This is a genomic window from Cupriavidus sp. GW821-FHT07C08 (assembly GCF_059419025.1).
Window position 1 is genome coordinate 47,243 of sequence record NZ_JBWKQZ010000031.1, and the last position, 15,176, is coordinate 62,418.

General features: G+C 67.0%; 16 protein-coding genes. 5 read left to right on the forward strand and 11 right to left on the reverse strand.

Translation table 11 applies throughout. From position 1 onward, the window contains the following. The first annotated feature begins 16 nt into the window (after nucleotides 1–16). Genes AC07UK_RS30300 through AC07UK_RS30310 form a run of 3 tightly spaced genes read left to right on the forward strand, consistent with a single transcriptional unit; the run spans nucleotide 17 to nucleotide 2,565 of the window. Nucleotides 17–1,756, forward strand: coding sequence for a nitrite/sulfite reductase (locus AC07UK_RS30300; RefSeq protein ID WP_436221620.1), 1,740 nt, complete (start codon nucleotides 17–19; stop codon nucleotides 1,754–1,756). Continuing rightward, on the forward strand, nucleotides 1,749–2,288 hold the full coding sequence (locus tag AC07UK_RS30305; RefSeq protein ID WP_494687541.1) for a DUF934 domain-containing protein: 540 nt from the start codon (nucleotides 1,749–1,751) through the stop codon (nucleotides 2,286–2,288). The genes AC07UK_RS30300 and AC07UK_RS30305 overlap by 8 nt, the downstream gene beginning before the upstream one ends. Before the next feature lie 28 nt (nucleotides 2,289–2,316). After that, entirely contained in the window at nucleotides 2,317–2,565 is a 249-nt protein-coding gene (locus AC07UK_RS30310) for a hypothetical protein (protein WP_494687542.1), read from the forward strand. Nucleotides 2,566–2,615: 50 nt separating this feature from the next. Here AC07UK_RS30310 and AC07UK_RS30315 read toward each other — a convergent pair whose 3' ends face one another. Then, nucleotides 2,616–2,996, reverse strand: a complete 381-nt coding sequence (locus AC07UK_RS30315; RefSeq protein ID WP_494687543.1) for a hypothetical protein — start codon at nucleotides 2,994–2,996, stop codon at nucleotides 2,616–2,618. Between the two features lie 362 nt (nucleotides 2,997–3,358). Between AC07UK_RS30315 and AC07UK_RS30320 the strand changes: the two genes are divergently transcribed. Further along, nucleotides 3,359–4,561 carry an MFS transporter gene (locus tag AC07UK_RS30320; protein ID WP_494687544.1) on the forward strand — a complete coding sequence of 401 codons (1,203 nt, stop codon included), beginning with the start codon at nucleotides 3,359–3,361 and terminating at the stop codon, nucleotides 4,559–4,561. A 49-nt stretch (nucleotides 4,562–4,610) separates the two neighbouring features. After that, entirely contained in the window at nucleotides 4,611–5,177 is a 567-nt protein-coding gene (locus tag AC07UK_RS30325; RefSeq protein WP_436221615.1) for a YbhB/YbcL family Raf kinase inhibitor-like protein, read from the forward strand. Nucleotides 5,178–5,219: 42 nt separating this feature from the next. On the opposite strand, the gene mdcH is transcribed toward AC07UK_RS30325, so the two are convergent. The 10 genes from mdcH to AC07UK_RS30375 all read right to left on the reverse strand — a co-directional run bounded on the left by mdcH (nucleotide 5,220) and on the right by AC07UK_RS30375 (nucleotide 15,139). Continuing rightward, nucleotides 5,220–6,137: a malonate decarboxylase subunit epsilon gene (gene mdcH, locus AC07UK_RS30330; RefSeq protein WP_436221614.1), complete on the reverse strand. Its 918-nt coding sequence runs from the start codon at nucleotides 6,135–6,137 to the stop codon at nucleotides 5,220–5,222. Next, entirely contained in the window at nucleotides 6,134–6,781 is a 648-nt protein-coding gene (locus tag AC07UK_RS30335; RefSeq protein ID WP_494687545.1) for a malonate decarboxylase holo-ACP synthase, read from the reverse strand. Before AC07UK_RS30335 ends, mdcH begins: the two co-directional genes overlap by 4 nt. Further along, a complete protein-coding gene (mdcE, locus tag AC07UK_RS30340) occupies nucleotides 6,769–7,605 on the reverse strand; it encodes a biotin-independent malonate decarboxylase subunit gamma (protein WP_494687546.1) in 837 nt (278 codons plus the stop codon). The genes AC07UK_RS30335 and mdcE overlap by 13 nt, the downstream gene beginning before the upstream one ends. Beyond that, complete coding sequence (locus AC07UK_RS30345; RefSeq protein ID WP_013956624.1) at nucleotides 7,602–8,453, reverse strand: biotin-independent malonate decarboxylase subunit beta; 852 nt, start codon at nucleotides 8,451–8,453, stop codon at nucleotides 7,602–7,604. Before AC07UK_RS30345 ends, mdcE begins: the two co-directional genes overlap by 4 nt. Further along, nucleotides 8,450–8,767 (reverse strand): malonate decarboxylase subunit delta, encoded by a 318-nt coding sequence (locus AC07UK_RS30350; protein ID WP_114135135.1) that lies wholly within the window; start codon nucleotides 8,765–8,767, stop codon nucleotides 8,450–8,452. The genes AC07UK_RS30345 and AC07UK_RS30350 overlap by 4 nt, the downstream gene beginning before the upstream one ends. Continuing rightward, nucleotides 8,748–9,689, reverse strand: a complete 942-nt coding sequence (locus AC07UK_RS30355) for a triphosphoribosyl-dephospho-CoA synthase (protein WP_436221610.1) — start codon at nucleotides 9,687–9,689, stop codon at nucleotides 8,748–8,750. Before AC07UK_RS30355 ends, AC07UK_RS30350 begins: the two co-directional genes overlap by 20 nt. Further along, nucleotides 9,689–11,347: a malonate decarboxylase subunit alpha gene (gene mdcA, locus AC07UK_RS30360; protein WP_494687547.1), complete on the reverse strand. Its 1,659-nt coding sequence runs from the start codon at nucleotides 11,345–11,347 to the stop codon at nucleotides 9,689–9,691. Before mdcA ends, AC07UK_RS30355 begins: the two co-directional genes overlap by 1 nt. 136 nt (nucleotides 11,348–11,483) lie before the next feature. After that, entirely contained in the window at nucleotides 11,484–12,401 is a 918-nt protein-coding gene (locus AC07UK_RS30365) for a LysR family transcriptional regulator (RefSeq protein ID WP_494687548.1), read from the reverse strand. Nucleotides 12,402–12,488: 87 nt separating this feature from the next. Continuing rightward, nucleotides 12,489–13,895 carry an SLC13 family permease gene (locus tag AC07UK_RS30370; RefSeq protein ID WP_436221607.1) on the reverse strand — a complete coding sequence of 469 codons (1,407 nt, stop codon included), beginning with the start codon at nucleotides 13,893–13,895 and terminating at the stop codon, nucleotides 12,489–12,491. Between the two features lie 341 nt (nucleotides 13,896–14,236). Continuing rightward, complete coding sequence (locus AC07UK_RS30375; protein WP_436221606.1) at nucleotides 14,237–15,139, reverse strand: LysR family transcriptional regulator; 903 nt, start codon at nucleotides 15,137–15,139, stop codon at nucleotides 14,237–14,239. Nucleotides 15,140–15,176: the final 37 nt, after the last annotated feature.

Genomic DNA, 15,176 nt, shown 5'->3' on the forward strand with positions numbered 1-15,176 from the left:
AAGGAGGCTTTCCACCATGTATGTCTATGACGCCATTGACCAGAAGCTCGTCGACGAACGCGTCGTACAGTTCGCCGACCAGACCCGCCGCTTCCTGAGCGGCCAGCTCACCGAGGATGAGTTCCGCGTGCTGCGGCTGCAGAACGGCCTCTATATCCAGCGCCATGCACCCATGCTGCGCGTGGCGATTCCCTACGGCATGCTGGCGTCGCGGCAGTTGCGCAAGCTCGCGGAGATCGCGCGCCGCTGGGACCGCGGCTACGGGCACTTCAGCACGCGCCAGAACCTGCAGTTCAACTGGCCGCGGCTCGAGGATGCGCCTGCCATTCTCGCGGAGCTGGCCACGGTGCAGATGCACGCGATCCAGACCAGCGGCAACTGCATCCGCAATACCACCACCGACCACTTTGCCGGCATTGCGCCCGACGAACTGGTGAACCCGCTGGTGTGGTGCGAGATCGTCAGGCAATGGTCGATGCTGCATCCGGAGTTCGCCTTCCTGCCGCGCAAGTTCAAGATTGCCATCAGTGGCGCGCAAACGGACCGGGCCGCGGTCGGCGTCCATGACATCGGGCTGCAGGCGGTTGAACAGGACGGCCAGGCCGGCTTCAAGGTCTGGGTCGGTGGCGGCATGGGCCGAACGCCGATGGTCGGCAAGCTGATCAACCCCTTCGTCCCCTGGCAGGACCTGCTGACCTACCTGCAGGCCACGCTGCGCGTCTACAACCTGCACGGCCGCCGCGACAACAAGTACAAGGCGCGCATCAAGATCCTGGTGAAGGACCTGACCCCGGAAGTGTTCCGGGCGCAGGTGGACGAGCAGTGGCAACGCATTCGCGGAGGCCCGGACACCGTGTCTGAAGGCTTTGTCGCGTCCATCGCCGAGCGCTTCACGATCCCGCCGTATGAAGCCGCGGCCGCCGACGAGCCGGACGAGTCAGCCGAACTGGCCAAGACCGATCGCGCCTTCCGCCTCTGGCTGAAAAGCAATGTGCATCGGCACCGGGTGCCTGGCTACGCAGCCGTCACGGCATCGCTGAAAGCCGCGGGCCAGGCGCCTGGCGACATCACTGCCGAGCAGATGGAAATCATGGCCGACCTGGCCGAGCGCCACGGCTTCGGCGAACTGCGCGTGTCGCATGAGCAGAACCTGATCCTTGCCGATGTCCGCCGCAGCGGCCTGCACGCCTTGTGGCAGGCGCTGGACGCCGCCGGGCTGGCCACGCCGAACGTGGGCCTGATCACCAACATCATCGCCTGCCCCGGGGGCGACTTCTGCTCGCTGGCCAATGCGGTCTCGATCCCTCTTGCGCAGGCCATCCAGGAGCGCTTCGACGACCTCGACCATGTACACGACATTGGCGAACTGGACCTGAACATCTCCGGCTGCATCAACTCCTGCGGCCACCACCATATCGGCCACATCGGCATCCTCGGCGTCGACAAGGCCGGCGAAGCCTGGTACCAGATCACCATCGGCGGCCGGCAGAACGGCGGCGACGGCCAGCGCCGCCCGGATGGCGTGGCGGCCAGCGGCGCAGCCATCGGGCGCATCATCGGGCCGTCCTTTGCCCAGGAGCAGGTTCCGGATGTGGTGGAACGACTGATCGAGACCTATTTGCTGCATCGGGACAGCGAAGCCGAACGCTTTGTCGACGTGGTTGGCCGTATCGGCATCGAACCCTTCCAGCGCGCGGTGTACCCGGACCCTGACAGCGGCGCGCGGCGAGCTCGCCAGGAGGCAGTAAATGCCTGACCATGACCATTGTGCCGGGCAGGACCGGCACAACGTCATCCGTGACGGACGACTGATCGCGGATGACTGGCTCGCTCACATCGGGGATGCGCAAGACGCCGACAACACCTGCCCGCCCGACGCGCCCGGCTACCTGGTGACACTGGAGAACTGGATCGCCCACCGCCAGCGATATCGGCTGCGACAATATCCGCTCGCGGTCTACCTGTCGCCGGACGCGGAGCCTCAGACCCTACTGGAACCTGGTGCCACGGCCGTTGACCCGACCGGCACCGCGATGATTGCCATCGATTTCCCGGTCTACACGGATGGTCGTGGCTATTCGATCGCACAGCTGCTCCGGCACCAGTTAGGCTGGACCGGAGAGCTGCGCGCCGTGGGTGACGTGATGATCGACACCGTGCACTACCTGGCGCGTTGCGGTTTCAACAGCTTTGCGCTCAAGCCCGGGCACGACCCGGCAGCGGCGCTGCGCGCGCTGGCCACGTTCTCGTCTTCGTACCAGCGTAGCTATGGCCCGGCAAGCCGATAGCAAGCGCTGCCTGGCGCCGATACGAAAGATGCCCGCCCAGCCCTGCGCCAAGCCTGATAGCTTGTGGTCCGCTATCGCCGAACTCTCCGGCGAGCAACTTCATACGATTATCGATATCGCGCAGCTCTCACCGAAGGCGACGACAGATATGGCTTCGTTCAGGGCTCGCATTCTCGGCGTCTTCGGAAACGTCGCCGGTTTTGAAATCACACCGCCTTCGGAATCCATGCTGCAAGAGCTCTGGGATAGGTATCGCTCCACACTCTCCGCGCTCTAGCTGAGCGGATCATTCGAAAGATCGGCCCGGCCCGGAGCGATGCCGCGCGTTCAAAAATTGGCTTCGATGGCCTTCCTGGCGCCCTCTGGCACCTCGTTCGGTATGACGCGGTGCGCAAGTATCGCGTAGCTCCGGGCAGCCGCCACTGCGGTGGGATTCACCAGCCGCTTCGGGCCGCCCAGCCACGCAAAATGATCGCTCCCGTCGTCACTACGGAACCACGCGAAGTCACCGATGGCGTCAAGGCCGCGCTTCACCATCTTCAGCAGCGCCAGGGCTTCCTCTGAAACACCCAGGTGCCGCCCTGTGTCATGAATGACCGTGGCCAGGTTACGGAGCTTGTTGGTCGAGGTGGCCTCGCCATTTTCCTGGTCAGGTAACAGCTCGACGACCAGAATCCCCCTGTGCGCGGTGATGCGTGCGTGCTGCATAGATCCTCCCAACGGATGGCTGTCGCCTTGCGACCCTACGCATTGACCAAGCAAGTTCTTGGCCAGGCCATGCCAAAAGTGCAGCCTACCGCCCGTTTATGACATTTCGCCCCGGCATTGGCTGCGCGAGCAGCAGTTGAGCGCGGGCGCCGGTGCGGCGCTAATGGTCCGGTGTTGGTACCGGCCCGGCACTTCACGCGGACTGTTGGGCCGCAAGCGACTCGCGAGGCCCAATCGCACCTGCACAATCCGCCACTCCCATGGCAAAACGCTGCCCTATCCTTGCTATGGGAGCCTCCGCGCGGCAATCCTGCCGTCGGGCACAGGAATCGGCTGTTGGTCAATCCCGGCGGGAGGGCGGCATGCGCGCGTTGGTCTTCTGCTCTGTGCAGTTCCTGTTGGCGGTGACATGGACCCTCTATGTGGCCTTCCTGCCGCAGCTGGCCGCGCAGGCCGGCATCGCGCGCGAGCACGTCGCCTTGATCCTGCTGATGGACCAGTTGATCTTTGTCGCCATGGATTTCACGGTGGGCGTAGCGGCGGACCGTGTCGCCAACGCGATGCGCAGGCTGGGAGGCTGGGTGCTGGGGCTGTCCGTCATCTCCGCGCTGGCGTTCGTGCTGCTGCCCCGGGTAACTTCACCGGTGCTGCTGCTGGGCCTGACCGCGCTCTGGGCGGCCACCTCTTCGGCATTGCGCGCGCCGCCCATGGTGATCATTGCCCGGCGGCTGCCCGCGACCGCGTCGTCGTTCCTGGTGGGATGCTCGCTGCTCGGCGTCGGCCTTGCCGGAGCCGTGGCGCCGCTGCTGACCGCCCGGCTGCGCGATGCGTCGCCCATGCTGCCGTTCCTGGCCGCCAGCGCGGGGCTGGTGGTAGCCGTGGCCGCGTTGCAATGGATGGAATCCGGCCCGGCGCGCCCCGATGCCGACGCCGTGCCCGCGCCGGCAGCCGGCGTTGCGCTCAAGCGCGTCTGGCTGCTGTTTGCCGCGGTCTGGGTGCTTGCGCTCGGCTTCCAGATCCACACCACCGTCAACTCCGCGCCGGCCTACCTGCGCTTTGTCACGGCTGCCGAGCTGGAGCGGGTGGCGCCGGTATTCTGGATTGGCTTCGCGCTGGGCGCGCTGCTGCCCGCGACGTCGTTGCTGCGGCGCTATCCGCCCTATACGCTGCTGTTGGCCGCCGCGGCCCTTGGCGCGCTGTCGCTGTTCGGCTTCACCGTGGCGGGCTCGCTCCGGGCCATCCTCGCCGTGCAGTGTCTTGCCGGCGGCCTGTGGGGAATCATGTTCGCCGCGACGGCCAATGCGGCGCTCGACGCCGGTCACGTCGGCCGCGAAGGGATGTACACCGGGCTCGTATTTGCCGCCCTGGCAGTTGCCGCGTTCATGCGCATTGCCCTGGTGTCATCGGGCGCCAGCAAGACCCCCATGCTGGCAAGCCTGCTGCCATGGCTGCCTGCCGTGGCCTGGAGTGCCGGTGCCTTGCTGCTGGCGGCTTTCCTGTCAGGAAACCTGACCTACCTGATGGCGCGCAGGCAGGTGCTGCGCCAGCAGGTCGATTCCGGTTAGCGGGGCCTTCCCTTTCCTGGTCCGCCGACTACCTACCTGGAGAATTCGAATGAAGATCGCTAGCGCAGTTTCCGCTCCGGTGGCCGGGGCGTTGATGTGCCTGTGCATCGGCACCGCACACGCCGCCGGCATGCAGGTGTCGTCCACTTCGTACGCCGAGGGCGCCACGATCGGCTCGCAGTATGCGCATGACGGCGTTGGCGGCGACCAGAAGCCCTGCGGTGGCAAAGGCGTGTCGCCGCAGGTCTCGTGGTCGAAGCTTCCCGCGGGCGCGAAGTCTGTCGCCATCCTGATGTACGACATGGATGGCGTCGCCGGTCTCGGGGTCTCGCATTGGGTCGCCTACAACATTGCCGCGAATCGCGGCCAGCTGAAGGAAGGCGAAGGCAAGACGGACGGGCCTGGCATCACGGTCGGCAAGAACGTGCGTGGCGAGGCGGCGTACCGCGGGCCCTGCGCGCCAACCGGAGAGACGCCCCACCATTACGTCGTCACGGTCATCGCGACGGATCTGGCGCCGAACCTGCCTGCGGGCATGACGCGCGAGGAACTGATGGCTGCGCTCAAGGGGCATGCCCTGGAGGCACAGAGCTTTGTCGGACGGTTTGGGCGTTGAAAGGCACGGCGTGTCCCGATGCGGTAGTGCGGCGAGGCAAAATCAGCGCCGCATGATAGCCACGATCGAATCCAGCCGGGTTCTGTCACAGGCCAGCGCCATGCCGTCCGCAAACACCGGCTGCGCCAGCCGTGTCAGCACATCGCCCGGCGGTGCCTCCACCACCAGCCTGGCGCCATTGGCGTGGGCCAGCAACATGGTTTCATGCCAGCGCACCGGCGTCGCCATGTTCTGCGCGAGATCCTCCGCGATTCTGCGTGGATCGCGCAGTTCGCGCGCCTTGCTCGCGCTGAAGTAGCGCAGCGCAGGCGCCGACATCGCCACCCCCTGCATGGCTTCGCCCAGGGAGCGCGCGGCGTCAGCCAGCAGCGGACAGTGCGACGGGACGTGGATGGCGACCGGCCTGGCGGCCTGCGCGCCGGCCGCCAGCGCCAGCGTCGACACTTCCGCCAGCGCCGACAGTTTGCCGGCGATCACGATCTGCGTGGGGGCGTTGAAATTGGCCAGGTACACCGGTTGCTGCGGCTTGCAGACCTGCGCCACCAGCGGTTCAAGCCGGTTCCGGTCAAGGCCGAGGATGGCCGTCATGCCATAGCCATGCGGAAAGGCCTGCGCCATCAACTCCCCGCGCAGGCGCACCAGCCGCAATGCATCGGCAAAGGCCAGCACACCTGCGGTCACCGCCGCCGCATAGGCGCCGATGGAGAGGCCGGCCACCGCGTCGGCGCGGGCGTCATGCGCGGCCAGGCAGCGCGCCATGGCCACGCCCGCCGTCAGCAGGCAAAGCTGGGTCCATACCGTGGACTGCAGGCTTGCCGGCGTATCCATCTCCGCCGCCGGCACCTGCAGCACGTCTTGCGCCTCGGCCAGCACCGCAGCCACCGAGGGATGCGCCGGCAGGTCTTTCAGCATGCCGGGGCGCTGTGCGCCCTGGCCGGGGAAGGTAAGCAGGACATTCATGCCGTGGGTTGCCAGGGATCCGCGCACAGCCGCGGGCCGTGATCCGTTTTCAGCAACACCTTGCCGCCGCTGCGCAGGCGTTCCAGCAGCGAGAAGCCGCCAAACGGGGTCGCGACCTGTATATCGAGCCTGGCCGGCGCGGCGCGCTGCAGCTCGGCCAGCAGGTCCAGATGCGGGGCCGGCAGGGGTTGTGCGGCCTGCACGACGAGGTCAAGGTCGCTGTCGGCACGCAGCACGTTGTGCAGACAGGCGAGCGAGAAGCCGGCGCTGCCCGTCACGCCCCACCGGATACCGGCGGCGTCGAGCCAGTCGGCGATGGCCTCGAGCGCGAGGATTGCTGGCAGGCTCGCCAGCTCCGGCCGCCGCCGCCATGCACGCTGCGCGGCCAGGTCCATCGGCGTGACGATCTTGCGGATCGCCGCCGGCGTGATCCAGGTGCCGAAGCGTTCCGCGCGCGTGCGGCCGCGCAGCCCGACGGGGACTGCGCCACGCCGGCGGCCGTCGCGCCGCACGACCAGCGGGGTCTCGCGCAGCGCTGGCAGGCAGACCCAGTCCGGCAAGGCGTCGCGGCCCAGGTCGCTGGCCGGATCGCCCAGCCAGACCAGGTCGTGTGGCGCGGGCGTCGCAGTGTTCAGGCTTGCCATTGCCGCGACAGGCAGTCACGCACTGCAGCCGACGCCTTGCGGTTTGCGCCCGCCAGCCGGCTGGACAGTCCGTGCGTCGGGTCGCGTCGGATCTCCGCCAGTGCGGAGAGGATGGTGTCGCGCGCCAGTTGCACATCGGCCGGTACCGGGGCGCTGGCCGACTCGACGTCGATCAGCCGCCACAGGATGCCCAGCGTGGCGAAGTTCTCGATGTCGTAGGCCATCGGCGGCACCGTCGACGCCAGCGCTTCGAGGTCCTCGACGGTGCGCATGGTGACCCTGGCGGCGGCCTCCTTGCCCATCGCATGCACCAGCACGCCCTCGTCATTGAGCGCGATGATGCGGTTGGCCTGGTAGCCGTGGGCGAGGAAGGCTCCCGACATGGCGCGCCCGACGATCAGCGCCACCACCGGATGGCCGGCCAGCCGCGCCTCGGCATAGGCAGCGACAGCGCCGGCCAGCGCCTGGTGGATGCCGAGCGCTTCTTCGCGCCGGCCGTAGGCCTGGCTGGGCGTATCGACGATCGCCACGATGGCGCGCTTGACCGGCAATTCGCGGTCTGCTTCGATCGCTTCGCGCACCGCGCGCGCCAGCGTCCAGCCTTCGAGCAGACCGGCCTCGCCATGACGTGCCCGCGGGAAGCGGCTGTCGGGGTCCGGCACCAGTGCGATCCAGCGAACCGCGGTCCCCGCCAGTTCGCCGTCGGCAACCAGCACTGAGTCCGGCAGACCCGGCTGGATCTGCGCCGCGGGCGCCAGTGCCTGCAGCCAGCGTTCACCACGGCTGGGTTCGCGCGCGGTAGTGGTTTGGGTTGGTGAGTTCATGCGTCGGTCCCCCGTTGCAACAACGCCTGCACATCGGCCGGCGTGGGCTGCGCACTGGCGTCGTACGCCTGCAGCGCGGCCAGGTATTGGGCGTATTGTTCACTGCGATGGCTTCCCGCGACCGGGCCGCGCAACAGTTCGGCGACCTGCCTGCGCATCGCGTCGCAGTCGTCATCGACATACGCATCGGCGAAGCCGGTGGCAACGCGCTGCGTGCCGCCGGTGAAGCTCCAGATAAAGGGCCGGTCACGCGAGTCGTACTCGGCGATGCCCGCCTCCTGCTCGATCACGGCCGGGCCGTTCAGGCCAAGGCGCCCTTCCTGCGTCATCACCAGCGCGGTACAAAGGCCCGCGGCAATCGACATACCGCCGAAGCAGCCCACCTGCCCCGCGATCACGCCGACCACCGGCTGGTAGCGGCGCAGGTCGACGATGGCCGCATGGATCTCGGCAATCGCGGCCAGGCCGAGATTGGCTTCCTGCAGGCGCACGCCGCCGGTTTCCAGCAGCAGCACTGCGCGCGTCGGTTCACCGCGGCGGTTGTCCTCGGCGGCCAGCTCCAGTGCGCCGGCAATCTTGGCGCCGCCGACTTCGCCCATGCTGCCGCCCTGGAAGGCGCCTTCGATGGCCAGCACCACCACCGGCATGCCGTCGATGCGCCCCTTGGCCACCACCACGCCGTCGTCGCTCTGCGGTACCACGCCCTGTGGCGGCAGCCAAGGCGACTGCAGGCCGTCGAACGGGCCCGCCAGTTCGCGGAAGGTGCCCGGGTCCAGCAACGCACGAGCGCGCTCGCGTGCCCCCAGTTCGATAAAGCTGTTGCGCGCCAGCAGTTCCGCCGTGTTCATGCGCCCTCTCCTGGTTGCGGGTCACCCAGCGCCTCGAACGCCTCCGCCAGGCGCATGCCGACCACGCCCGGCGTGGCGCCGAAATCGTGGATGCGGATCTGCATCGACGCGCGCGGCTCGGCGGCGAAGACGCGCGAGAGCTGCGCATCCCAGACACGGCCATAGCCATTGACCGAAGTGGTGACCTCAACCGTGGTCACGCCGCCGCTGCCGGGCTCGACCAGCACCTCGAGGTCGCCCGACCCCACCACGCCCACCAGCACGCGCGCCCTGGCAGGCTGCCCCGCCGGAAATTCAAATCGCAGTTGTTCCATCAAAGTCCCCTGAATTGTTGCCCATCGAGCCCTGCGACAGCCGGTCGAGGAAGATCGTCGCGGCCAGCAAGTCCGCAGCGCCGCCCGGCGAGGCCCGCTGCGCCAGCATGCCGGCGTCCAGGCTGCGCAGGTGCCGCCGTCCCGCCACCGTGCCCGCGCCACCGGCGGCGAGCACCGCCTTCGCGCCGGCCTGCATGTAGTCAAGGCCCTTGCGCCCCGACCTCGCCAGCACGCAGGTATCGTCCAGCTCGCTCATCAACGCCAGCAGCGCATTGAGACGTGCCGTGGATTCGGTGTCGCCGCGCGCGCGGCTGCATTGCAGGGCCGGCAGCGCCAGCCGCATTACGTGCGGGAACCCTGCCCGTGCCTGCGCCCGCGCACCGCCAACGCCGTACGCCAGGCAGGCGAGTTCGCCCTTGTTGCCGGTAACCACCGGCCGGTGGCGGTCGGGCAGCGCGGCGATGGCACCCGCCGTGGCACTGATCGCCGCGGCACTGGCGGGCTGCCCGGCGGCGCCGAGCTGTCCTGCGGCGCCGACCAGCAAGCCGATGCACCAGATCGCGCCGCGATGCGTATTGACACCGCCGGTGGCGGACAGCATCACCGCCTCTGCCTCGCGGCCGAGCGCGCCCAGTTGCTCGCGCAGCCCATATCCGACGCGCGGCGCCTGCAGGCCGGCATCGGCCATGGCCGCGAACGACGGGCCCAGCGACTGCGCCGAGCGCAGCATCAGCGGCAATGTCAGGTCGGCATGTGCGCCGCTGCCACGGCTGTCGACCAGGCCAGGCTTGGGCGACAGCCGTGCTTCTTCCACGATCGCGCTGACCGCCAGGCCAGCGAGTGCCTGGGCGCGGGGAGCGGCCGCCGGCTGGTGCCGGTGCTGCGCCGGCGTGTGCAGGATCCTTGCTGCTGCGCTCGCCATTACCAGCTCCGGAAGCGGGCCGGCGGCGCGTACAGCCCGCCGGACCAGTCCACCAGTTCGGCCATGCTCTTGGCCGCCAGCAGGCTGCGCGTGGCCTGGCTGCGCTGCACGCCCAGGTCTTCGGGCAGCGCGATGAGGCCGTCGCTGCGCATCCGGCGCGTGGTGGCGGGGTCATGCTTCATGCCGATCGGCGTGACACCGGCCACCGCGGCAATCATCCGGCGCCGCTCTTCCAGCGATTGCGCCTTGTACAGGTAGGCAATGCCTTCCTCGGTCAGCACGTGCGTGACGTCGTCGCCGTAGATCATCACCGGCGCCAGCGGCATGCCGCTTTCGCGCGCGACGTCGACCGCGTCCATCGATTCCACGAAGGTGGGCTTGCCACCCGCCTGGAAGGTCTCGACCATCTGCACCACCAGCTTGCGTCCGCGCGCGAGCGGGTCGTCGGTCTCGATCAGGTCCAGCCACGCCGGCGTCGGATGCCGGCGCCCGCCAGGCTGGTGACCCATGTTGGGCGCGCCGCCAAAGCCGGAAAGCCGCCCGCGCGTCACTGTGGACGAGTGGCCGTCACCGTCGATCTGCAGGGTCGATCCGATGAACAAGTCCACCGCGTACTGGCCGGCAAGCTGGCAGAACGCGCGGTTAGAACGCATCGAACCGTCCGCACCTGTGAAGAAGACATCCGGCCGGGCTGCGACATAGGCCTCCATGCCCAGTTCGCTGCCAAAGCTGTGCACGCTCTCGACCCAGCCGGTTTCGATGGCGGGAATCAGCGTCGGGTGCGGGTTGAGCGTCCAGTACTTGCAGATCTTGCCCTTCAGACCCAGAGATTCGCCGTAGGTCGGCAGGATCAGCTCGATCGCCGCGGTGTTGAAGCCGATGCCATGGTTGAGCGACTGCACCTGGTGGCGCTCGTAGATACCCCGGATCGCCATCATCGCCATCAGCACGTGGACCGGCTTGATCAGGCGCGGGTCGCGCGTAAACAGCGGTTCGCAGAAGAAAGGCTTGTCGGCCTGCACCACATAGTCGATCCAGGAGCCGGGCACGTCCACGCGCGGCAGGCCGGCGGGGTCGTCGACGATCTCGTTGACTTGCGCAATGACCAGCCCGTCACGGAAGGCTGCGGCCTCAACCAGTGCCGGCGTGTCCTCGGTGCTGGGGCCGGTGTAGAGATTGCCCTCGCGGTCGGCCTTGTAGCCGGCGATCAGCACGACGTTGGGGACCAGGTCCACATACAGCCGTGCATAAAGCTCGATATAGGTGTGGATCGCGCCCACTTCGAGCTGGCCGTCCTCCAGGAACTGCGAGATGCGGATGCTCTGCGCGCCGGCGTACGAGAAATCCAGCTTGCGCGCGATGCCGCGCTCGAACAGGTCCAGGTGTTCCACCCGGCTGACGCTCGGGATGATCATGTGGAGTGCATTCACACGCGCGGGATCGACCTGTGCCAGCGAGCGCGAAAGAAAGTCGGCCTGCTTCTGGTTGTTGCCTTCCAGCACCACGCGGTCGCCCGAAAGCAGCACTGCCTCCAGGAAGGGCACGATATCGCTGGTCGGCACCAGCTTGCCCTCGACAATGGCGGCGGCGTTCTGCTTGCGGCGCGCCTTGGCTTCCCTGCGGGTGTTCCATTGGCGGCCTGTGCTGGTGGTGGTCATCGCATCTCCGGGCTGACGTCTGTCTGATGTGCCCACCTTAAACAGGCGGCGCCCACCGAACAATCACGTTGGGCGGAGAACCATTACGCTGGCCGGAAGCAAGGCCTGAAGCGCGGCCGGACCCAGCCTCGGCGTCCTATGCTTCCGCGTCGCGCATGGCCATGCGGCACACCGCGGCCAGCGCCAGCAGGTTGGGATCGCGCTCGCGGCGGCGCAGGAAGCTCAGGCCGATGGTCTGCTTGATGTCGTATTCGCCGGCCAGTGGCACGAACGCCACGTTGCGCGAATATACCCCTTTCACCCGCCCCGGCAAAAGCGTGTAGCCGATGCCACCGCCCACCAAGTTCATCAATGAAAAGATATCGCCGACCTTCATCACCACGTTTGGCGTGAATTGGGCAATGCGGAAGGCCTCGACAAAGCCATGATAGGTGACGAAGCCCTCGCTCAATGCCACAAATGGCTCGTCGCGGCAGGCTCGCAGGTCGACCGCCGGCATCGAGGCGTAGGGCGAGTCGGCAGGCGCCGCAAAGAAGATATCGTCCTCGAACAGCGGGATCGACTCGATCTCCGGATCGGGCTCGGGCACGGCCATCAAGGTGGCATCGATCGAGCCCTGCTTGAGTTTGTGCAGAAGGTCCGCATTGGAGCCCAGCACCAGTTCAGTCTGCAATTCCGGGCGCCGCAGCTTCAGCCCGATCACGATCCTGGGCACGGTCTGGACCGTCAGCGAGTAGAGCGAGCCGATCTTGAGCTGGTCGGCCGAAAAGCCGGCGGCCTCGCGCGTGGCGCGGATGCCGTCGGCCATGGCCTTGAGCACTTCCCTTGCCGTATCCGCCAGCACATAGGCCGCATCGGTCGGGATCAGGTTGCGGCCCTCATGCCGGAACAGCGCGCAGCTCGTGCCCTCTTCCAGCGAGTGCAGCGCACGGTGCACGCTGACCGTGCTGGTGTCCAGGATCTCGGCCGCCTTGGCCAGGTTGCCGGATTCCATGAACGCCAGCAGGGCTTCGAGTTTGCGGAAGGTGATCTCTTCGCCAATGCGGATTCTCATGGTTCTGGGCTCGGGTGTGGGGGCGGCCTCCTATCTTAGCCGCGTGGCGGCCAGTTCGCATGGTTAGCGAGCGATCGCGACCGGAACTCAGAGCACAACAAAGATAAACCACAGCACGACCGGCGCAATCACGGTCACCAGCGCGCCATAGACCATCAGCTTGCGGAAGAAGGCCTGCCGGTCCACGCCCTGTGCGTTGGCCAGTACCAGCGCACCGTTGGTCGAGAACGGGCTCACATCCACGATCGTCGAAGACACCGCCATCGCCGCGATAAAGCCGATCGCGCTGACGTCGGAGCCTTGCTGCAGGAACGGCACGGCAAGCGGGATCAGCGAGCCCAGCACCGCGGTTGACGATGCAAACGCCGACACCACCGCACCCACGAAGCACAGCAGCAGCGCCGCCATCATCGGCGAGGTCAGGTGGGCCACGCTATGGCCGACGAAATCGATCGTGCCCATCTTGTCCATCACACCCACAAAGGTGCTGACGCCGACGATCAGCATGATCTCGGGCCACGACACCTGGCCCAGCGCGCGCTTCTGCAGCTCCGGTGCCATCAGCGTGAGCACCAGCGCGATGGTCAACGAAACGAAGCCGATATCGAGCTTGAAGTAGAGCGTGAGGACGGCCAGTGCCACCAGGCCGGCCACGGTCAGGTACTGGTAGAGGCCGGCCGGCGCCTCGGCAGTGCTGGCGGCATCGCCCTCGAGCATCGATCCGCGGTCGCGCGCCATCGTCTTCCGCTCTTCCATGCCGGCCTCGGCCTCGGCGTCGCCATAGATCTGCGCGCCCTGTGCCGGCACGGTGTGTGCACCGAAGGGTTGGCCCATGGCCAGCACACCGTCGGCGACCACCTGCGGCACTGCCGCCGCCGGCGCCGCTTGCCGCATCAGGCGCAGGCCGCCGAATGCGACGAACAGTCCCGCGGCCACGGCAAGGTTGACACCCAGGCTGGCAAAGGCCGTCGCCATCTCGTTCAGCGGCAGCCCCGCCTTCTGCACGATCTTATTGGTGATGCCGCCATAGATGCTGATCGGCGAGAAGCCGCCGCCCTGCGCACCGTGGATCACCATCAGGCCCATCAGCAGCGGGTTGATGCCGTAGCGCGCGGCGAACCCCAGCGCGATCGGCGCGATGATTGCCACCGCTGCAGGGCTGACCGCGCCGACCGAGGTCAGCACCGCCGCGATCATGAACATGATCCACGGGATCGCCGCGATCCGGCCGCCCACGGCGCGCACCGCAAGCCGCACCAGCCAGTCGATGGTGCCGTTGTTCTGCGCCACGGCGAACAGGTATGTGATGCCGACCAGCGTCAGGAACAGGTCGGCGGGGAAGCCGGCCAGGATAGCCTTGGCCGGCATGGCGGCAACCAGGGTGCCGACCAGGAACGCGCCGACAAAGGCCAGCGCGCCCATGTTGATGGGCAGGACCGTGGCGATGACGAACATCAGCCCCAGGACAGAGATGGAAATCAGGTGTTGCGACATAGCGGCTCCGTCGCGGCAGGCGCGCCGGGGCGCCCATCGCTTGGTAGGAATGGCGTGGGATTGGTTTTCGGCTGGAACTGCCGAAAGTGATGCGCCGCTACGGCAAGGTGTGGAAGGGGTAGGCCGTCACATGCGTCTCCTTGGTGGATATGGCCTCGCTTGAATGCTTCAAGTCGGCGCCATTTTTGAGTCTTGCTTTTGAGCCAAGAATAAGGTGGCGGACAATGAGCATCAATTAAGGTGCGGGGGCAATCCTTACGGAGACCGGAATAGCGTTAGGAGTGTCAGACGGATCACAATACATCGGTGGCAAGGCGGGCGAGCCCAGCCGGGACCATCGCCTAATCCGAAAACAAGCCGACGAACTGGTCGCGCAGCCACTGATTCGCCGGATCGCGATGATAGCGGGCATGCCAGAACAGGTTGATCTGGATTTCTGGCAAGGCGAACGGATGTTTGACGTACCTGAGCCCGAAGTACTTGGCGCATCGCTCCGCAAATGTCCAGGTCACCGTGGCTACCAGGTCGGTGGTGGCGATGATGTCCGCCAGTGCGACGAAATGGGGGACACGCAGCCGGATCTTCCGCTGCACGCCGTGCTGGGCGAGGATCTCGTCGACCTGGGCATGCCCCGTCCCCGCCGCCGTGACCACGATGTGCTCCGCCGCTTCGAAGTCGCGCATGCTGACCGTCTTCTTGTCCATGGCATGACCGGGACGGAACAGGCAAACGTATCGCTGGCGAAATAGCCGCCGTTGAAAGAACGCCGTGCCGAGTTCAGGAAGATGGCCAACCGCCAGGTCGATCTTTCCCTGGCTCATCTCCGCCGCCAGGTCCACCGCCGTATTGCGCACGGTTGTCACCGTGACGCCCGGGGCGCGATCGCCAAGCGCGCCCATCAACGGCGGGATGAAGTGCACCTCGCCGATATCCGTCATGGCGATGCGGAAAGCGCGCACGCTGCGCAGCGGATCGAACGACACCTTGTGGCTGAGCGCCGCCTGCAGCGATTCCAGCGCATAGGCAACCGGTTCCGCCAGTTCCTCTGCAAGCGGTGTCGGCAGCATGCCCTTGCTGCTTCGCACAAACAGCGGGTCACCGAACAAGGTGCGCAGGCGGGCCAGCGCGTTGCTGACCGCGGGCTGGCTGAGATTCAGGGTCTTCGCGGCGCCGGAAACGGTGCCCTGCCGCAGCAGGTTATCGAACACGACCAGCAGGTTCAGATCGACATCCTTGAGCTCCATCGCGCCGCCTCTTATTGATTTGGTGAATATTAACTAT